Here is a 19,099-nt window from a genome sequence, read left to right as displayed (position 1 = left end):
CCCGATTCATTAGAATAACAACGCGTTCTTGCGCAAATAGTAAAGGCGAAGCCTGCTCCGCTGCACCTGTTTTGGGGCAGCGGGATTTGGACAAGCCAAACGCCCCTGGCCATCAGGGGTAAGGCGCTGCCTTCCCCCTCGGGCAACCCTATTAGACAACACCGTGTCCTCGGCTACGCTTGCGGGCCGCACCACTATTGTCGAATAGCATTGCCTCGCCCCCATCCGCGTTCGCCACGTGGCAGATCAGCAGGAACAGGCGCCTTCGGCGTCTGATCTGCAAATCAGCCCTGATTTTCCCAATGGAGAAGTCAGGATCATTGAAAACGGTCTAGGTGCTGGATGAAGGATGTGAGGCAAAAATGGAAAGGTTCTGTCGCTGGTGGCAGAACTATGTGTCGCCTGACACAAAACTGTCGGGCGACACATAGTTTTGCCATTGGCACGCGGCCAAGTCATTGATTTTGAATCAACTGGATTTTCCTCGATGCACTAGTTTTGCCTTTTGCGACTCAAAGATTGTCCATCGCGTCAGAGCAGAGTGATATCAGCCATTGGTCTCAGGTGCAGAGAAAGCCCAGAAAGAGCCCACTGCAGAAGTGCTCAAATCTCGCTGCGTACGCTCGCGGAGCAAAATATGCCGCACTTGCGCGATTTGGGGTGTCGCAGTGCAGCGTAGATGCCGGCCATTCATGCTTACTGCAGCGAGATTCGTGAGGCCAATGACCCAGGTGCGGGACTTCGTCGACCTCAATACATGCAGCAAAATTCATATTCAGTAAGTACAAGGAAATACTTGCGCTTGCAGCGGCGCCCGGTCTGCGGCGCTGCTGCGTCGCTCGCCCCGATCTTTCAAAGAATTCCATCGCAGCAGTTTTCAAGCTGTCCTCGAAACTGTCAGTTCAGTCTGACCGCCTGATTGGATGACGGACAGATCCAGCCTGTCTGGTTGGGGTGCGGGCTGGGACGCGGACGGCGCATGGCCTCTTAGGCAAATCTTATGCTGAGGGTAGAGGTTTGAAATGGTATTCCAGCCTCGCTCGCGGGATGCTTGGGCCAATTCCAGAAGGTTTGGAGACTAAGAATATGCCCGGCAAGAAAACGGTTTTGGTGATCTCGGCACACGCTGCGGATTTCGTCTGGCGCTGTGGTGGCGCTATCGCGTTGCACCAAAGGCGCGGATACGACGTCACCGTTGCGTGCCTGTCCTATGGCGAGCGCGGAGAAAGCGCGCGGCTTTGGAAGGAAGGCAAGTCTTTGGAGCAAGTGAAGTCGATCCGCAGAAACGAGGCCGAAAACGCCGCCGCCGCGCTGAATGTGCACGAAATTCAGTTCTTGGACCTTGGAGACTACCCGTTGGATCTGGGCGCGGCGGCCCAGGACCGGGTGGTTGATACCATTCGCAAGGTTCAGCCCAGCTTTATGCTCAGCCATTCCCAGTACGATCCTTATAACACCGATCACATGCGCACGACGGAGTTCACGCTGACCTGCCGCATGATCGCCCAGGCCTGGGGTCACAACCCTGGAGAAAAGGTCTTGGGTGCGCCGCAGCTCTACCTGTTCGAGCCGCACCAGACCGAGCAGATGGGCTGGAAACCCGACACCTTCCTCGACATCACCGAGGTCTGGGATCAAAAGCGTGCCGCCATGGAATGCAACGAGGGGCAGATCCATCTGTGGGACTACTACACCCGCGCCGCCCAGCAGCGCGCCAATCACTTCAAACGTAATTCCGGCGGGATGGCCGGGGGGCGCGACTGCAAATATGCCGAAGGCTTCCAGTCGATCTTCCCGCGCACCGTTGATGAACTTTGATCGCCGGAGGAGAGATCATGACAACCACACCCACCAATCCCAGTTTTGACATCGCGCACTTGGCCCATGTGGAAATGTTGACAGACAAGTTCGAGGAAAGTCTGGCGTTCTTCACCGAGGTTTACGGCCTGAAACTGTCAGGCCTGGACGAAAACAGCGCTTATCTGCGGGCTTGGGATGACTACGAGTATCACTCGCTCAAGCTGACCCGCCATCACACCACCGGTGTCGGCCATATCGGCTATCGCGCCGCCAGCCCCGAGGCGCTGGAGCGCAGGGTCAAGATCATCGAAGACATTGGTTACAAGGTGCATGGCTGGAACGAAGGGGACATGGGCCACGGACGGGCCTTCCGCTTTGAGGATCCGTTCGGCCATGTGTTTGAAATCTATTACGACACCCTTCGTGCCGAGCCGGAGGGGGCCGACGCCCCGGCGCTAAAAAACACTGCCAGCCGTTTCACCGGCGTACCGCCGCGTCGGATTGACCACCTGAATCTGCTGTCGTCGGATGTGACCGAGTTCAAGCGCTTCATGGAAACCTGCCTGGGGTCGCGCGTGACCGAGTATATTCAACTCGACAATGGCCGGTTGGGCGGTTGCTGGTTCACCGTGAACAACAAAACCTACGACCTTGCCTGCACCGAAGAGCATGGCGGCGGCGTGGGGCGGTTGCACCACGTCACCTATGCCACCGATCAGCGCGAAGACATCCTGCGCGCCGCCGATCTGTTCCTCGAGGCCGGGGTGCACATCGAAACCGGCCCGCACAAGCACGCGGTTCAGGGCACCTTCTTTCTCTATGTCTGGGAGCCTGCCGGCAACCGGGTGGAACTGGCCAATGCCGGCGCGCGCCTGATTCTGGCGCCCGATTGGGAACCGATTTGCTGGACCGAAAAGGACCGCAAGAAGGGCCAAGCCTGGGGGCTGAAAACCATCGAAAGCTTCCACACACATGGCACACCGCCGGTCGGAGAGGTGTGATGGGTGTCGTTGTTCAAGACATCAAGCGGGCTGACCCCGATCTAATCCGCCGCCTTGGCGCGGCCGGGGTCGCCACAGTACACGAGGCGCAGGAGCGCACTGGCCTGATGGCCGCGCATATGCGGCCGATCCAGCAGGATCTGGCCTTGGCAGGGTCGGCTGTGACGATCTCGGCCCCGCCGGGGGACAACTGGATGATCCATGTGGCCATCGAACAGCTGCAACCGGGCGATGTGCTGGTGCTGGCCCCGACCGCGCCCTGCGACATGGGCTATTTCGGCGACCTGCTGGCGACCTCGGCCCAAGCACGTGGCTGCCACGCGCTGATCATCGACGCCGGCGTGCGGGACACCTGCGACTTGCGGCAGATGAAGTTCGGCGTCTGGTCCACCGCCATCTCGGCACAGGGGACGGTCAAGGAAACCCTTGGCTCGGTCAATGTGCCGGTGGTCTGCGCCGGCGCGCTGGTCAACCCAGGCGACATCATCGTGGCCGATGACGATGGGGTCTGCGTCGTGCCGCGTGCCAGCGCCGCCGAGGTCATGGAGAAAACCCAGACCCGGTTGGATGCCGAAGAGGCCAAACGCCAGCGGTTGACCGCGGGCGAGCTGGGGTTGGACATCTACGACATGCGCCCGCGTCTGGCCGAGAAGGGCCTGAAATATGTCTGACGGTACGCCGGTTATGTGGATGCGTGGCGGGACTTCCAAAGGGGCCTATTTCCTGGCTGCGGACCTTCCGGAGGATCCGCGCGAACGCGACGCACTGCTCTTGCGCGTCATGGGCTCGCCCGATCCGCGCCAGATCGACGGTATCGGCGGGGCCGATCCGCTGACCTCGAAAGTGGCCGTTGTGAAACCCTCGCAGCGCGATGGTGTCGACGTGGACTACCTGTTCCTGCAGGTCTTCGTGGACCGCCCGAAAGTCACGGATGCGCAGAATTGCGGCAATATTCTTGCCGGTGTTGGTCCCTTCGCCATCGAGACCGGATTGGTTCCTGCTCATCCTGGTGAGACACCGGTGACCATCTTCATGGAAAACACCGGCCAGATCGCCACCGCCCGGGTCCGCACACCCGATGGGCGCGTCACCTACAAAGGTGACGCCCGGATCGATGGTGTGCCGGGGACGGCTGCGCCGGTGCCGATTGCCTTCAAGGATACCGCCGGGTCCAGCTGCGGCGCGCTGTTTCCGTCGGGCCAGGTCGTGGATGTGATTGACGGTGTCCCGGCGACGCTGATCGACAACGGCATGCCCTGCGTGATCCTGCGTGCCGCGGACATGGGGATAACGGGGTCCGAGACGCCGTCGGAACTGGAGGCGGACGACGCGCTGCGGACCCGTCTGGAAAGGATCCGCCTGCAAGCCGGATCGATGATGAACCTGGGCGATGTTGCGGAAAAGTCGGTGCCAAAAATGACGATTGTGTCGCCAGCCCATCAGGGGGGCACCATCTCGACCCGTACGTTCATCCCGCATCGGTGTCACAATACCATTGGCGTTCTTGGGGCGGTCAGCGTTGCCACTGCCTGTCTGACACCGGGTGCCATCGGCCACGACTTGGCAGTGCGCCCCCCCGAAAACCTCAAACAGCTGCGCATCGAACACCCCACCGGGGAAATGACGGTGATGGGCACGTTGGAAAACGGCGAGGTCACCCGCACCGAGGTTTTGCGCACGGCACGCAAACTGCTGGACGGCAAAGTGTTCCGATAGGTCCGGCCTGTCGCGCCCACAAAGCCCAAAATTTCAATCGCCCGGTCTTTTCGATAAGAAGGGGCTACAGGAGGAGCAAGTGCGCTTGTCCGGTTGCTGAAGAAGGAGGGTTGGCGTGCTGTCTCGGAATCTGAGGCATTTTCGGGTTTTTCTGGCTGTCGGGCATTTGCGCACCCCCACCGCAGCCGCTGAACAATGCCTTGTTTCGCAACCCGCCGTTACCCAGGCCTTGGCCAAGCTGGAGCGAGAGGCCGGCGGGAATTTGTTCAAGCGCACCAGGCAGGGATTCTTCCTGACGCAGCGCGGCGAAGTAGTAGATGGGCGCCTGCGACGTGCTATGGCGCGGCTGGATGCCGCCTTGACCGAAGTCTCGCCGCGCCTGACGGTGACAGCAACCTATGCCCAGCTTCAGGCGCTCATCGCGATGAGCGAAGCCCAGAGTTTCATGCTGGCCGCCCGCAATCTGGGTCTGGCGCAGCCGACTGTGCACCGGGCAGTCTCCCAAATCGAGCAGGAAGCGGCCCGTTCCCTTTTCGAACGCACCTCATTCGGACTGGTCGCAACCGGCCCGTGCCGTGACATTGCGCAAGCTGCTCGCCTGACGTTTGCCGAGTTCGATCAGATCGATGCTGATTTGGCCGATTTCGACGGACGTGAAGTAGGAAGTATCCGCATCGGCGCCTTGCCTTTGCCACGCGCCAAACTGCTGCCAGAGGCGATTGCGCGGTTTCGGCAGTTGCGCCCGAAGCAGTCCATCACTGTAATTGATGGCACTTACAAAGAGATGCTCGCAGGGATGCGGCGCGGCGACATCGATTTCATCCTCGGGGCCCTGCGCGATCCGCTGCCGGTTGAGGACGTGGTGCAGGAGTTTTTGTTCACCGACTATCTTGTGATACTGGCAAGGACCGGACATGCGCTGGAAAAGGCATCCGGCTTGACCCTTGAAAAGCTGGTTGAACATCCGTGGGTGGTTCCCCGCCCCGGCACACCCACGCGTGAGCAATTCGATACGCTGTTCGCGGAACGCGCAATGCCGATGCCCGAAAGCATTGTCGAATGCGGTTCCATCTTGTTGATGCGGGAGCTTTTGCTCAATTCCAATCTTCTGGGCTGCATTTCCGGTCAGCAAGCGCAACGAGAGGTTCAAACCGGGACGCTGGTCGAGTTGGACGCCGGGATCGACTGGCCTAGCCGCGATATCGGAGCGACCTATCGCAGCGGCTGGGTGCCGACGAAAGCACAGGGGCTATTGCTGGACAAATTGCGGGAGGTGGCAAGGGGATGACCGCTCTATAGCTCATACTTATCCCGCTCAGATATCTTCGAATTGGTGTTGTCAGCCCCAGTTGAGCACAAGAGGGCAGAGCCATCGTGCCAGCGGGCGTCGCGACTTTTGTGCCCCCCGCAATCGATGGCGTTTGAGATCGCATACTGGAGGAAACCATGCAATATCATCTCAATGGATTTACGCCCGGTGACCCGAATGTGCACCTGCCCGCGAAACCATGGCGCGACCCTGCGGGTGCTCTTCCGGAAACGGTGGACGTCCTGATCGCGGGGTGCGGGCCTGCAGGCCTGTGCCTTGCGGCGCAACTGGCCGGGGTGTCGGGGATCCGCGCCATGATCGTTGAGCCCAAGCTGTCCCCGATGGAGAAGGGTCAGGCCGATGGCATCAATGTGCGCTCGATGGAGATGTTCCAGGCCTTCGGTTTCGCCGACAAGGTCAAGCGGGAATCAGTCTGGATCAACGAGGCTACGTTCTGGACCCCCCTTCCGGATAACCAGAGCCATATCCACCGTGCCGGTCGCGTACAGGATGTCGAGGACGGGATGAGCGAAATGCCCCACGTCCTGATCAACCAGGCCCGAGTGCATGAACTGTATCTCGATATCATGCGCAACGCGCCGTCGAGGCTAGAGCCCGACTATGGGATCAAGGTCGTCGATGTGGTGGTGGATCCCGAGGCCGAAGACTACCCTGCGACGGTGACGCTCGAACGCACCGATCCCGACCGCGAGGGGCAGCGCGAAACCGTGCGCGCTCGCTATGTCGTTGGCTGCGATGGGGCGCGGTCGAATGTGCGCCGCGCGATCGGTGGCACTCTGCATGGCGACGCGGCGCATCAGGCCTGGGGGGTTATGGACGTTCTGGCCGTGACCGAGTTTCCCGATTACCGGATGAAGGCGCTGATCCAGTCCGGCAACGGTGGCACCATGCTGGTTCTGCCCCGCGAGGGCGGCTATCTGGTGCGCCACTATGTAGAACTGGAAAGCCTCGGTGAGGAAGAGCGTGCCGCGGATCGTGGCCTGACCATCGACGACATCATTGCAAAGGCCCAACAGATCTACGCGCCTTACAAATTTGATGTGAAGGACGTGGTCTGGTGGTCGATCTATGAGATCGGGCATCGACTGACGGACAAGTTCGACGACGTGCCCGAGGATCAGGTGTCGACGCGCAATCCTTGTGTCATGCTGGCTGGTGACGCCTGCCATACGCACAGTCCTAAAGCCGGTCAGGGCATGAACGTGTCGATGGGCGATACGTTTAACCTTGGCTGGAAGCTGATCTCGGTACTGACCGGACGGGCCGACCCCTCGCTCTTGCACAGCTACAGCGCCGAGCGTTGGGCCGCAGCCAAGGGGCTGGTCGATTTCGACCATGAATGGTCGCGTATCGTCGGGACCCGGTTCGAAGATGACGCCGACGAAGAGCTGCCGCGCTTTGCCCGCGAGTTCAAGAAGAACCTGCGCTATACCTCGGGTCTGACGATCCAGTATCAACCCTCGGCGCTGATCGGTGATGCCAGCCATCAGGCCCTGGCAAGCAAGTTTGAGATCGGCATGCGGTTCCACTCGGCCCCGGTGATCCGGCTGGCCGACGCCAAACCGATGCATATGGGGCATGTCGTCGAGGCGGATGCGCGCTGGCGGGTCTTTGCCTTTGCCGGTGCCGGGGATGCCGGCCAAGAGGGTGGCGCCATCCATGATCTGTGCGACTTCCTTGAAAACGCCCCGAATTCGCCGATCCGGCACCACACGCGCCGCGACGAGGACGTGGACGCCGTGATCGATTTCAGGGCAGTGTTCCAGCAGGGGTTCCGCGATCTGGAATACACGGAAATGCCCTCCATGCTTCGACCGCACAAGGGGCGGTTTGGGCTGTGCGACTACGAAAAGGTCTTCTGCGCGGATGTGAAACTGGGTGAGGACATATTCGACATGCGCGGTATCGACCGAAGCCAAGGCTGCATTGTAGTAGTGCGCCCGGATCAGCATGTGGCCAGCATTCTGCCACTGGATGCGTTCGATGAACTGGCCGAATTCTTCGCCGGTTTCCTGCGACAGGCCTGAGGCGGCCCGGCGCCGATGTGGATCGGTCGCTTAAGACGGCAGGGCATCAAAACGCCCTGAATCTAAACTAAAAACCTGGCAGCCCGGGAAAAGTGCCCCCCAGGTTCCGGAAGTCGATTAGCGTCAGCTTATCCAATCTCGAAAGCTTCGAATTGGTCTGGCTAGCGATAATCGGGGACAATCAACAGCAATCATTTCCTGCAAATGATCCGCGCGAGTCGATAAGGAGGAGATTTCATGCGCCTGACTTCAACAATAGCTGCCGTTGCCTTTGGCCTGTTTGCCACCGGGGGGAGTGCCGAGGAACTGTCCTTGGCGGATTTCCAGCCGCCGCAACATTTTGTTCTGGGGGCGGTCTATGAACCGTTCAACGATGCGATCTCTGAAGCCACGGGCGGAGAAGTGACCCTGCGGGCCTATATGGGCGGCGAGCTTGGGCCGGGCCCGAAGGAGCAATACAGCAGGGTTGTCGATGGCGTTGCCGATCTTGCTTTTGGCCTGCCCGGCTACACAGCTTCGACCTTCCCCACGACCCTTCTGGCCGAGTTGCCGGGGGTGATCGCCGCCGACACCGGCACCAAAACCATCGTCGAAAACATGGACCTGTTGTCGGAAGAATATCGCCGCGTGGTTCTGGTCGGGCTGTGGAACAACGCGCCCAACCTGCTTTTGATGGGTAACAAGCCAATCACCAGCATCGATGACCTGAAGGGGCTGAACATTCGCGTGCCCTCGCGCAACGCTGGGCTGGTGGTTCAGGCATGGGGTGCAAACCCGGTGTCGATGCCCGCACCCGAAATCTACAACGCGATGCAGACCGGCGTCATCGACGGCGCGATGACCGACGCCACCACGCTGGGCGCGTTCCGGTTGGCCGAGGTCACGAAGCATGTGACCCAGGGGATGGATACGACCATCTCGCTGTTCTTCATGATCATGAACCGCGATGCCTTTGCCGAACTGTCTGATGACCAGCAGCAGGCGGTTCTGGCGGCCGGACGCCAGGCATCGCTGAACGGCAACACCGCATGGATGGGTATCGCGGAAAAGGCGCTGACAAGCTTTGCCGCGAGTGAAGGCAAGCAGGTGATCACCTTGTCACCCGAAGAAGCCGAGCGGTTCGACGCGGCCTCGGCGGCTGTGGTCGAACAGATCGTTGCCGAAGCGGAGGCCGAGGGCATTGCCGCTCAAGCCTTTATCAACGCGCTGATGGGCGAGTAAGCCTTGGCACTTCTCAAGAAACCCTCCTGGTCGGCACTGGTCGGCCAGGTTCCCGTCCTCTTGGCGGCTGGTGCGGGCATCTGTCTGATCACCATGGTGATCGTGGTGATGTTGGGCGTGATCATGCGCTATGCCTTTGGCAGCCCGTTGCTGGGCGTGAACGAGATCGTGCAATTAACCGCCGTCGCCCTAGCCATGCTGGCCCTGCCGCAGTGTACCGCCTCGGGCGGCCATATCCGGGTCGATCTGTTTGACAACGCACTTGGGCGGGCCGGGCGGTTCCTGAGCGATCTGCTGTTCCGGGGGCTTGCGATCGTGGCGCTCTACCACCTGTGTCGCCAGGCCTGGAAGAAAGCCGCCGAGGCGATCGAATTCGGAGATGTCACCAACATGCTCGAACTGCCGATCTGGCCGTTTTTCGGCGCAGTTTTCGTTGGCATGGCGCTGTGCGCGTTGGTCTACGTGTTGGAAGCCTTCGCCCTGATTGTCGGATGGAGAAGTGCGGATGACTGATCTGATGATTGGAATTTGCGGGATTGCCGGGCTATTTGCCCTGATGATCCTGCGCACGCCTGTGGCCTTTGCCATGCTGCTGACGGGGTTCTTCGGCATATGGATGCTGGACGGGTTGCGCCGGGCCGCGGCGATCATGTTCACCGAGACCTATTCCTCGGTCTCGAACTACAATCTTATCGTGGTGCCGATGTTCGTGCTGCTTGGAAACATCGCCTCCGAGGCCGGTTTCAGCCGCGCGCTTTACGATGCCGCACATGCCTGGGTTGGGCGGTTCAGAGGCGGGCTTGCCTCGGCTTCGGTGATCGGGTGCGCGGCGTTTTCGGCGGTATCCGGGTCTTCCGTGGCGACGGCGGTCACCATCGGGCGGGTTGCCTTGCCGGAAATGAAACGCTTTGGCTATGCCCCCGGCCTGTCCACCGGTTCGATCGCAGCAGGGGGCACCCTGGGCTTTTTGATCCCGCCCTCAACCGGCTTCGTGATCTATGCCATCCTGACCGAGGAATCGATCGGCCGCCTGTTCATGGCGGGGATCCTGCCCGGTTTGCTGATGTCGGGCCTGTTCATTCTGGCCATCTGGCTGGTCACCCTGCGCAACCCGCAGGCCGGCCCCCCGGGCGAAGCTATCCCCCTGGTCGACCGCTTTCGGGCCTTTGGTCGGGCCGCCCCTTTGCTGGGTGTCATTCTGGTGTCTATCGGCGGAATCTATTTGGGAGTCTTCACGCCGGTCGAAGCCTCAGGGATTGGCGCAGGTCTGGTGATCCTGCTGGCCGTAATATCGCGCAGCATTTCGCGGCAAGGGTTCGCCAAGGCGGTTCAGGATACGGTGCGCACCTCGGCCATGCTCTACATGATAGTGATCGGCGCCAATGTGTTGAACCCGTTTCTTGCGATCACCGACATTCCCCTGGCCCTGGGCGAGATGCTGACCACCTTCGGGCTGGGCCCCTATGGGACGCTTGTTCTTATCCTGCTGAGCTATGTCGTGCTGGGCATGTTCCTTGACGGGCTGGCAATGCTGGTCGTGACCATTCCGATCTATTTCCCAGTGATCACCGGCCTGGGCTTCGATCCGATCTGGTTCGGCGTGGTGGCTGTTATCGTCATCGAAATGGGGATGATCACACCGCCGGTCGGATTGAATGTCTTCGTGGTCCGTGGCGTGGCCGGGAACGTGGGGCTTTCAACGATATTTGCTGGTGTTTTCCCCTTCCTGCTCGCCATGATCGCAACCCTTTTACTGGTCATCCTGTTCCCGGGGATCGCCTTGGTCATCCCGAACTCAATGTTCGGGTGACGGGCCGAACCGGCAGCGTTTCATTTCGCCGTGTTGCGGGTGCTTGCCATGGCGGCGTGGGTCGGCGGGCTGCAAACGCTTGCAGCAAGAGAAAAAAGTTTCCGGGGAACGTCACATAGCTGCCTCTTTTTTCAAAGCACCAAGTCTCCAGTCGCCATTGTTGGTGCTTGCAACCCGTTCGAGTCTCGATGAACGCGTTTTGTCGCACGGCTCAACGACCGCTCTGGCGAAAATAGACTGCATCGCAGCAAACGGTTTGCCGCAGATGCGTGAGATTGCTGCATGAGAAATAGCTGCGCGCGCACAAGGCGGCTCCAGTCCGCAGAGCGGTTATTTGGAGAAAATCGATCGATGTCCGAATTGCGGACATTTGGCGAAAAACGCTCAAGGTCTGCTGTGCGGGACAAACCGGACTTGTGCACACGCGGTTTTTGCTGACGCAGCGATTGTTCGCACATGCGGCAGTATGATTGCCGCTGCGCAGCGGTGGGTCGTCAAACCGGTCATTAACCGGCTTGCTCTTGGCGCGATCCGGGACCATGCTTTCGCCGCTGGCCTATTCGACAACTCACAGGCGGGACATTGCCGCCGTTGTCCTTTCAGATGTTCGCTGACGCGACATCCATTCGCAAGTGCAGCGCGCTCATCGCTGCGTTGAAGCCGAAGTCATCAAACCGGTCATTCAGCGTAATTGCGATACCCAAATTTCAACCGTTTTCGCTGCTGCCACGTCAAACAACCTAGACAAGCAACGGAGCCGCCTTTCGCTTATATGGCGATTGTCGACGCAGAAATTTCACGCGGCTGCGGCACGCTATTATTGCAACGCAGCGTACATCGCTGATCCAGCCATCCCTGGGTGTGGTTTGTCTGACTAGGTAGACTAGTCATACTTTTTCAATCCAAGCTTTTGAAATCGAAAATGTTATTAAACGGCTAATCAAAAACGAAAAGCAGCCACCCCTATCGGGGTGACTGAAGTCGGGGAGATTTACGATCTATGCTTTAGAAAGATCAGGTGCCGCCAAAACATGCGGCGTATTGTATGCTTCGAGGTCCAATTGATCTTCGGACTTGGCGATCAGAACGGTGCACGCCGCGTCCCCCGTGACGTTGAGCGATGTCCGCGCCATGTCGAGAATACGGTCGATACCCGCAACGATTGCAACGCCTTCCAGCGGCAGCCCAACCGATGTCAGAACCAGCGACAGCATGACAAGACCAGCACCGGGAACGCCGGCGGTACCGATCGAGGCAAGCGTCGATGTCAGGATGATGGTGATGTATTCGGACATGCCCAAGTCAACGCCGAACGCCTGCGCGACAAAGAGTGCAGCAACACCTTGATACATCGCCGTGCCGTCCATGTTGATGGTCGCACCAAGAGGAAGCGTGAAGCTGGCTACGGAACGATTTACACCCAGATTTTTCTGTACAGCTGTCATGGTGACCGGCAGCGTTCCCGAGGAAGACGTGCTGGTAAAGGCCACGATCTGAGGTTCAACGATGCCCTGGAAGAACCGCACCGGGTTCAGACGGCCAAGGAATGTAACCAGACCACCATAGACGAACAATGCGTGTAGGATGCAGCCAATGTAAAGTGCCGCAATGATCGTACCCAACGGAAGAAGAAGATCCAGACCGTAAGTGCCTGCAACCCAAGCCATCAGGGCGAAAACACCGTAGGGTGCGAACGATATGACGATTTCCGTCAGTTTGAGGATGACCGAATTCAGGGCTTCAAAGAAATCCCGGATCGGTTTTCCCGCGTCCCCAACAAGGTTGATAGACAGGCCGAACATGATGGCGAAGAAAATGATCTGCAGCACTTTACCGTCAGCCGCTGCCGCAATTGGGTTTTTGGGCACGATCGCGATAAGCTGATCAATGAATGGTGGTGCAGTTTTTGCTTCCATCGCAGCGGCGGCGCCTAGGTCGATGCCTACACCAGGCTGGAAAAGTGTCCCGAGAACAAGCCCGATGGCAATCGCGAACGCAGTTGTGCAGAGATAGAAGACGACCGATTTAAGGCCGATCCTGCCCATGCGCGCCATGTCGCTGACCGAGGTCATACCGCAAACCAGCGACACAAAGATCAACGGTACGATCAGCATTTTGATCAGCGAAAGGAACAACGTCCCGATGTACTTGATTGTTGTTGCAAACTGTTCGTTGCCGGTTGTGTTTAAAATGACACCGACGATGACCCCAAGAACAAGGGCGATAACGATTTGCTTCCACAGAAGCAGGTTTCTCCAGGGCGCGAGAAACCCTGTTTTTTGATTTGCGGTTTCCATGATTACCTCCCTTTCCACTGGGCAGTCAGTATGTCGAACTGCGAGCAATCATGTTTTCTTTAACAGCCTAGTGATCGACCTTAGGTCCCAAATGGAGAAATGACGTTGCAAATTTTGCAACGCCATTTCCAAACCGTCAAAAGCACTTGAGTTTACGTACTCGCTAATTGCGCGCATTTGCGGGCGAGCACATCAGTAGGATCGACTGGTAATGCGGCCAGTCTCGGGTCACTGGCATCGACAATCAAAGGAAGCTCTGTGCATCCCAGAATGATTGCTTCTGCCCCATTTTCGACCAGATGCCCGAATGCCTGCGCAATCTGCTCGACACAAAGCCCGTCAGTGTATCCGGCTTTCACCCCCTGCGGCCCATAGATGGAGTCCATGACCAAAGCCTGATGGGTTTCGTCTGGCAAAATCGGCTGCAGGCCAGCGTTTGAGAGCGCTTGCTGATACAGGCAGCTGTGGATGGTTCCGTTTGTTGCCAGGATGCCCACGCGGCGTGTTTCTGGCGATTGTTCGGTAATGTAGTCTGCTGTTGTGGAAAGAATGCTGACAATCGGAATATCCAAGTGCCTCTGAATGCGATCCACATAGGCATGGGCAGTGTTGCAGGGGATGGCGATCATATCAGCGCCGCCCCGTTCCAGCTTTTTACAGGTGGAATAGAGAGCCACTGTGGGATCTGTACCATTGCTGACTAGGTTCTCGGTACGATCAGGGATTTGCGGGTTTTGTTCGACCAGAACTTTGATGTGGTCCTGATCTCGCGACGCTTCGGTTGCCCCCACAAGCTTACTCATAAAATCTACAGTTGCAGCCGGCCCGACGCCGCCGACGATTCCCACTTTGAACTTGTGGTGCCGGTCGACCTTGGTTGCGTCCAATGCGTGCCGTGCATACGCAGCAGCCGTATCGACAGCGGCCATTCCTTCAGGGATCGTGAGTTGATCCAACAGCAACGGCAACTCCGTCATGCCCGGAACAAAAACTTCCGCCCCCTGCTTTGACAGGTCGTCAAGGGCCTGATCAATCGGGGAAGTAGTCTCAGGCCCCCTGTTTCCTGACTTGAAGCCGCCGACACCATAGATCGCCTTCATGACACTCATTTCCAACTCAGCGGACGGGTAAATGACTGAAACGAGGTCGCCAAACAGCGCTTCAAATAGCCCGCTTTTTCGAACGAAAGGCGTTGTCAGCACTCCAATCCTTGATGGTGCAGAAGGTAATCCATCAATCGCCTCTTTGATGGCATCGGTCATGCTGATCAGCCTGATTTCAAGCTCATCCTCCAATTCCTGTAGAAAGCAATGGGTGATAAAGCACGGCAGCAACGCTGCGTGACATCCCTCGCGTTCCATTTTTGCTAGGGTGTCAAACACATACAGCTTTCGATGCGTGGGATTATAGGCGCTTTCCATTGGCGCAACGGGCTCGCGCATCGGTTTCTGTTCGAAAATCAGCTCGCGATGGTCACCTTCCGATTTGACCGGGGTCGATTCCACGATCCGATAAAGCAAATCAGCCCCCGACAGCGCACCAAGCCCACCGACGATACCAAGGCGTAGAGTTCCGGCTTGTTTCACTCGACAATACTCGCTTCGCCAAAGTTCAGATGCGACAGCGCGATCACAGCCTGTTCGCTAGGTAGCACTGGCTCAGCTGCTGCTTGCAGGCTCAGACCGTTCGCCTGAGCATGTTTTGCAAGTTTTGTTGCCGCCTCATATCCAATGATCGGCGCCAGTGCGGTGACGTGTACAAGGCTGTTTTCCAGCAGGGCCTGGCAACGTTCTTCATCTGCAACGATGCCATCCACGCACCGGGTTGAAAGGACATTCATTGCGTTCGTTAAAGATCCCATCGTTTCCAGAACCTTGTGGATTATGACGGGCTCCATGGCGTTCAGCTGAAACTGCCCCGCCTCGGCGGCCATTGTAACGGTGAGGTCATTTCCGATCGCCTGATAGCAAACCTGATTTACGACTTCCGGGATCACGGGGTTCACTTTGCCAGGCATGATCGACGACCCGGCCTGCACCGCCGGTAGAATAATCTCACCAATTCCGGCACGCGGGCCAGACGACATCAGGCGCAGGTCGTTGCAGACCTTGGACAGTTTGATGCTGACTCTCTTGAGTATGCCTGAGAACATAACAAATGCTCCAAGGTCAGAGGACGCTTCAATAAGATCTGCAGCGAGTGACAGGGGCTCACCCGAAATATCCCGCAGATGGGCGACGGCTGTTTCACCAAATTTAACTGGCGCGTTAATACGCGTTCCAATCGCTGTACCGCCCAAGTTTACCTCGGTCAGCAGGCGCGACAAGTCGCCTAAGCGATCCACATCTTCGTTTATTGTCGTCGCAAATCCCCGGAATTCGGCCCCTAGAGACATTGGAACAGCATCTTGCAGCTGGGTCCGTCCGACCTTCATGATGTGGTCAAACTCCGCAGCTTTTGCCATCAGAGATTTACTAAGAGAATGCATCGCTTCAATGAGCGGGCTGATCCGGGCGAGAGCTGCCAGCCGGATCGCAGTCGGGTAGACGTCATTTGTGGACTGAGAGCGGTTTACATCATCGTTTGGATGAAGGTGGCGGTATTCACCAATTTCCAGCCCTAATTTTTGTAGGGCAAGATTCGCAATAACTTCGTTGGCATTCATATTAGTGGATGTGCCTGCGCCTCCTTGCATAACGTCGACAACGAAGTGTTCGTGATGCTGACCCTCCAGGATTTCATCACAAACCGCGACGATGGCATCAGCTTTTTGGTCGGCAAGCTCTCCAAGCTGCTTGTTGGCAAGCGCGCAGGCCTTTTTGACCGCCGCCAGCCCTGTGATCAGCTCGGGATAATGACTGATTGCAACCCCCGTGATCGGGAAGTTCTCCAATGCGCGCTGGGTCTGACGCCCCCATGCAGCAGCCTGCGGAATACTGATTGCACCCAGGCTGTCCGTTTCGGTTCGAGTTGTGGTCATCCAACGGCCTTTCGCTTGAAATCTTATGTGCCCGAAAAAGAGCGGTCACATCCCCGATGTGGATTGGGGTTGCTCCGCAAGCTAAGATTTCAACTGTTGCAGCGCCAACGCTATTGGCGCATCATCATTGCAAAACTTGCAACAGTATATGGTCTTATGACCATGCCACCAGAAAGAACCTGACATGGAGATTGATTGGCTTGAGGATTTTCTGGCCCTTGCGACCGCCGGTGTCTTTGCAAGGGCGGCTGATGCCCGCAACATCAGTCAATCCGCCTTCACCCGGCGCATCAAGAACCTAGAGCACTGGGCTGGTACCCCATTGTTTGACAGAAGCGTTCACCCGGTAGAACTCACCGCTGCGGGCAAGGCGTTCCGACAGACCGCAATTGATACGGTAAGTGCACTGACCCTGACAAAGGATGACATCCGCAGCCTGTCGCGCCGCGAAGCCGATACACTGGACTTTGTGGCCCTGCATACACTGGCGATCTCATTCTTTCCGGCTTGGCTGGGCAAGATGACGGGCTACCTTGGCCCTGTAAAAACACGGCTGGTTGCCGAGAATTTCTCTGGTTGCGCCGAGGCTATACTCAATGGCAGCGCAGACTTCATGCTGTGTTATTCACATCCTTCTGTACCGACGATATCGGATGAAGCCCGATACCCCTCAACGACAATTGCCAAAGATAAAATTATCGCTGTCAGCGCTGTGAATTCCAGAAACGAACCTGTGTTCAGCCTGGATGAACCGGGCGAAGTACCTTACCTGTCTTACCCACCCGACACTTTCCTAGGGCGCATATCACAAGTCTGCCTGAATCGGGGCAACTTACAGGATACCCTGTCTCCGACCTATGAAAACTCTGTTGCGGAGGCGCTCAAATCGGCGTGTTTCGAAGGGCACGGCGTTACGTTTCTCCCAGAAGTATCCGTGCAACGCGAACTGGCTGAAGGCAAACTGACGAAGGTCAGCAAGCCAGGTTTCGAAGTTGAGATATACGTCAAACTCTATCGTTCAATCGAACGGTCCAGACCGCAACTGGAACGGTTCTGGAGGCTCAGCCAAAGGCCACAGTAGCTCCGATCTCATAGTGCTACTTCTGCGATCTCAAAATCGACACTTGAGTTTTTGGCCAATGTCCAAAAGCGCTCGACAGCAGGGCGGCTTGTTTGCATGTTACGAAACAGCTTGATCGGCATCTGATGCTCTGCATCGGGATGGCTGATCCTCACAAGAGTTCCATCGTCAAGCTGGGATTTGATGGCCATCTCGGGAAGCCAGGCAACGCCTAGCCCCTCAAGGCATGCCGCCTTTTGCGCCTCGGCAACCGAGTTTTCGCTTTGCGTGTCCAGCCTGTCAGCCAAATCGGCCCGTTCAATCACGTCTCGGCTTAAACGGCCGAGAAAACTCTCCGAGGGGTAGGACAAAAAGGGCAGACGACCCTTCTGGTCAAAGTGAAATAGCGCTGTGCCGTCTGTATCGGCGCGGGAGACAGCAACCAGACAATCATCAGAGACCGTGATGGATGGGTACCACGAATTCTCGGTAAGTACCGCCATTGAGGCATGGTCATAGCTCAGCATGAAGTCAACGTTGCCTGCGGTCAGTGTCTCAACACAGTCTGAAAAATTATCGACGACGAAATTGGTCCTGACCGGGCCGATGGACTTGGATATTCTCCTGATCCAAGAAGGAACAAATGATATAGAGATCGTGTGCAGAACCGAAAACTTCAGCACTTCTCCGGCAACGCCTGAAAGCTGAGTCAGCTCTGCCCGAGCCTGTTGCAACGCGTTGAGTGTTTGACACGCCGTCGAACGAAATGACTCTCCTGCTGATGTCAGTACGACCGGGTGAACACTGCGGTCAAAAAGCGGAGCGCCAACCCAGTGTTCCAGATTTTTGATACGTCTTGTAAATGCAGATTGGCTGACTCTGCGGCTATGGGCGGCCTTTGCGAAAACACCCGCCGTGGCTAAGGCGAGAAAATCTTCCAGCCAATCAACTTCCATAGGTCTGCTCCATAGATCACAAGTAATTGTAACCGTTGGCAAGGGAAGGATGAGTTGCAAACATTGCAATCGTGTTGCGAAGAATACCGAATGCGTTTTGGCGTCCTTCCGTATGGACCTTGACCAAAGACGTGTATTGCGCAAAGGCCGGTACCAATTGAGCTAAGAATTCCACTTTGCCGCACGCCAACGGTAGCGTTGCTCTCCGTATTGCAGCGCCGAGCTATTAGCTCTTTTGGAAAAAACCACAGTGCTTCCACTCACAGCAGATTTTGAACACTTCGGCTAAATGGCAGCTGTTCCCGTCGCCTTGCAGCAGTGCCACACTCGTGCCTGCGGCAATTATCTTGCTACGAGCGCTGGCAGCGAAATTCAAAGGCTTCTGCTGTGGGCTCCTTCGAGCCATTCGCCGCGTCCCGCCTAAATGTCAGGTTTTGAGTTCTCGGAGGGAAGGCCTTAGATAAAAGCCATTGGACATTGCTGAACGGGTGTTACGTGAACCACCTTCTAGTTACATCGTCACCCATCTGGGTCCTCATCGCTCCAGTGTCCAATTTCGTAAACACCCTGCTTTTTCATGCGACGTATGAACGCTAGGTAGTTAACTACGCGGTCGATCTCATCCAATTCTCCAGTGGCAAAGGCGACCGCAATCATCTTGAATTGGGCCTCAAGATCTTCCGCAATTTTTTCGTCTCGTCGAGCCAGACCCTTTCCAGTCCTCAAAGAAACAGTAGTTGTTTCGTCTTCGCTCCACATCTCATCGAGATAGGCCTTTAGATTAAGCTCGGGACTATTCGCGCCCAGCTTGCCTACGGCCTCCCATATTGGTTGAAGCCGTTCAGTAAGACTTCTTCGACTACTAGTCATGTTTCTTCACCTCGCAGTACAGCAGTTCAAC

Annotated in this window: 15 protein-coding genes; 10 read left to right on the top strand and 5 right to left on the bottom strand. The window is 57.3% G+C overall.

Annotated elements, in window-relative coordinates; genetic code table 11:
• The first annotated feature begins 1,086 nt into the window (after positions 1-1,086).
• The 9 genes from ABLN87_RS13170 (at position 1,087) to ABLN87_RS13130 (ending at position 10,905) form a co-directional block, all read left to right on the top strand.
• Positions 1,087-1,818, top strand: coding sequence for a PIG-L deacetylase family protein (locus tag ABLN87_RS13170; RefSeq protein WP_353010884.1), 732 nt, complete (start codon positions 1,087-1,089; stop codon positions 1,816-1,818).
• Positions 1,819-1,835: 17 nt separating this feature from the next.
• On the top strand, positions 1,836-2,801 hold the full coding sequence (locus tag ABLN87_RS13165; protein ID WP_353010883.1) for a VOC family protein: 966 nt from the start codon (positions 1,836-1,838) through the stop codon (positions 2,799-2,801).
• Positions 2,801-3,472, top strand: a complete 672-nt coding sequence (locus ABLN87_RS13160) for a 4-carboxy-4-hydroxy-2-oxoadipate aldolase/oxaloacetate decarboxylase (RefSeq protein ID WP_353010881.1) — start codon at positions 2,801-2,803, stop codon at positions 3,470-3,472. The genes ABLN87_RS13165 and ABLN87_RS13160 overlap by 1 nt, the downstream gene beginning before the upstream one ends.
• Positions 3,465-4,517 carry a 4-oxalomesaconate tautomerase gene (locus ABLN87_RS13155; RefSeq protein WP_353010880.1) on the top strand — a complete coding sequence of 351 codons (1,053 nt, stop codon included), beginning with the start codon at positions 3,465-3,467 and terminating at the stop codon, positions 4,515-4,517. The genes ABLN87_RS13160 and ABLN87_RS13155 overlap by 8 nt, the downstream gene beginning before the upstream one ends.
• 115 nt (positions 4,518-4,632) lie before the next feature.
• Entirely contained in the window at positions 4,633-5,805 is a 1,173-nt protein-coding gene (locus tag ABLN87_RS13150) for a LysR family transcriptional regulator (RefSeq protein ID WP_353010879.1), read from the top strand.
• Positions 5,806-5,963: 158 nt separating this feature from the next.
• Positions 5,964-7,874, top strand: a complete 1,911-nt coding sequence (locus ABLN87_RS13145) for an FAD-binding monooxygenase (protein ID WP_353010877.1) — start codon at positions 5,964-5,966, stop codon at positions 7,872-7,874.
• A gap of 237 nt (positions 7,875-8,111) precedes the next feature.
• A complete protein-coding gene (locus tag ABLN87_RS13140; protein ID WP_353010875.1) occupies positions 8,112-9,095 on the top strand; it encodes a TRAP transporter substrate-binding protein in 984 nt (327 codons plus the stop codon).
• Between the two features lie 3 nt (positions 9,096-9,098).
• Entirely contained in the window at positions 9,099-9,608 is a 510-nt protein-coding gene (locus ABLN87_RS13135) for a TRAP transporter small permease (RefSeq protein ID WP_353010874.1), read from the top strand.
• Positions 9,601-10,905, top strand: coding sequence for a TRAP transporter large permease (locus ABLN87_RS13130; protein WP_353010872.1), 1,305 nt, complete (start codon positions 9,601-9,603; stop codon positions 10,903-10,905). The genes ABLN87_RS13135 and ABLN87_RS13130 overlap by 8 nt, the downstream gene beginning before the upstream one ends.
• A 998-nt stretch (positions 10,906-11,903) precedes the next feature.
• Here the strand turns inward: ABLN87_RS13130 and ABLN87_RS13125 are convergent.
• The 3 genes from ABLN87_RS13125 to ABLN87_RS13115 form a co-directional block, all read right to left on the bottom strand.
• Positions 11,904-13,202, bottom strand: coding sequence for a dicarboxylate/amino acid:cation symporter (locus ABLN87_RS13125; RefSeq protein ID WP_353010870.1), 1,299 nt, complete (start codon positions 13,200-13,202; stop codon positions 11,904-11,906).
• Positions 13,203-13,354: 152 nt separating this feature from the next.
• Positions 13,355-14,788 carry an aspartate/glutamate racemase family protein gene (locus ABLN87_RS13120; RefSeq protein ID WP_353010868.1) on the bottom strand — a complete coding sequence of 478 codons (1,434 nt, stop codon included), beginning with the start codon at positions 14,786-14,788 and terminating at the stop codon, positions 13,355-13,357.
• Positions 14,785-16,182 (bottom strand): aspartate ammonia-lyase, encoded by a 1,398-nt coding sequence (locus ABLN87_RS13115; RefSeq protein WP_353010867.1) that lies wholly within the window; start codon positions 16,180-16,182, stop codon positions 14,785-14,787. The genes ABLN87_RS13120 and ABLN87_RS13115 overlap by 4 nt, the downstream gene beginning before the upstream one ends.
• 184 nt (positions 16,183-16,366) lie before the next feature.
• Here ABLN87_RS13115 and ABLN87_RS13110 point away from each other — a divergent pair, with 184 nt between their 5' ends.
• The gene (locus ABLN87_RS13110) at positions 16,367-17,263 is read left to right on the top strand and encodes a LysR family transcriptional regulator (protein WP_353010865.1); all 897 of its coding nucleotides are present in this window, start codon (positions 16,367-16,369) and stop codon (positions 17,261-17,263) included.
• 8 nt (positions 17,264-17,271) lie between these two features.
• Here ABLN87_RS13110 and ABLN87_RS13105 read toward each other — a convergent pair whose 3' ends face one another.
• Together ABLN87_RS13105 and ABLN87_RS13100 are read right to left on the bottom strand one after the other, a co-directional pair.
• On the bottom strand, positions 17,272-18,258 hold the full coding sequence (locus ABLN87_RS13105; protein WP_353010864.1) for a LysR substrate-binding domain-containing protein: 987 nt from the start codon (positions 18,256-18,258) through the stop codon (positions 17,272-17,274).
• 459 nt (positions 18,259-18,717) lie between these two features.
• Positions 18,718-19,068, bottom strand: coding sequence for a hypothetical protein (locus ABLN87_RS13100; protein ID WP_353010863.1), 351 nt, complete (start codon positions 19,066-19,068; stop codon positions 18,718-18,720).
• Positions 19,069-19,099: the final 31 nt, after the last annotated feature.

The sequence above is a fragment of the Ruegeria sp. SCP10 genome, assembly GCF_040329495.1.
In the GTDB taxonomy this organism is placed as follows: domain Bacteria; phylum Pseudomonadota; class Alphaproteobacteria; order Rhodobacterales; family Rhodobacteraceae; genus Ruegeria.
This window is presented reverse-complemented; position numbering and strand designations above follow the sequence as displayed.